1 protein-coding gene is annotated in these 722 nt (G+C 43.6%); it reads right to left on the bottom strand.

The window, feature by feature from the left end; translation table 11 throughout:
- A partial coding sequence (locus A3762_RS16945; RefSeq protein ID WP_197469331.1) for an AraC family transcriptional regulator ligand-binding domain-containing protein occupies positions 1 to 689 on the bottom strand: 689 nt, incomplete at its 3' end.
- Between the last annotated feature and the right edge of the window lie 33 nt (positions 690 to 722).

Here is a 722-nt window from a genome sequence, read left to right as displayed (position 1 = left end):
GTGCCTTGAATATCTGATAGTAGCTCTGAGGCTTTCGATTGAATTATCCCTTTCACTAACGAGTTGCTGCTGACGATTGGGAGCTCAAGTGCTTGCGCTTTGATCGAGATTCTATTTGATGAAGCGTTAAATCGAATTGAGTGACCAAAAATCTGTTTAAATTGATGAGCGTAATCAGGCTCTGGAAAACTGAATTCGGCTTTTTCTATCGTAAGTTCATTACCCGTCAGTGAATATGCCCACGCCATCACGGCGCTCATACTGCGTTCGATCGCGATGGTAGGATATTGTTGTTTACTTGCGATATTAAAGGTCAAACTAACAAGGCTATCTTGCCTGTGCACGGTGATGTTCTCCGAGGCATTCATGAGCACAAGATTGTTTGTAAATACTTCTAATGCCTCGCCTAAATTACTACATTGACTAACCCAACTTGCTAATAATCCCTTGGCGTTTGGATTAATTGTTTGTCCAATGCGTAAACCAAGGCCTCGTCCTTTATCGTGCTTGTCGATCTCTTGCCATAAAGAGATCAGAACCGATTCTGGTAGGCGCGAGTCAGGGCTATTGCTCCATGACCTATCCCATCCCAGCTCACTCAGTGTTTTCGTCGATAAAATGTCTAACTCAAGACATATATCGACTAGGTCTTGCGCTGCTGCGCATGAGACAGTGTTACCAATAGACATAAACGTGTTACCGAAGGACCTAGGTTGCTGTTT

The sequence above is a fragment of the Oleiphilus sp. HI0125 genome (assembly GCF_001635355.1).
This window is presented reverse-complemented; position numbering and strand designations above follow the sequence as displayed.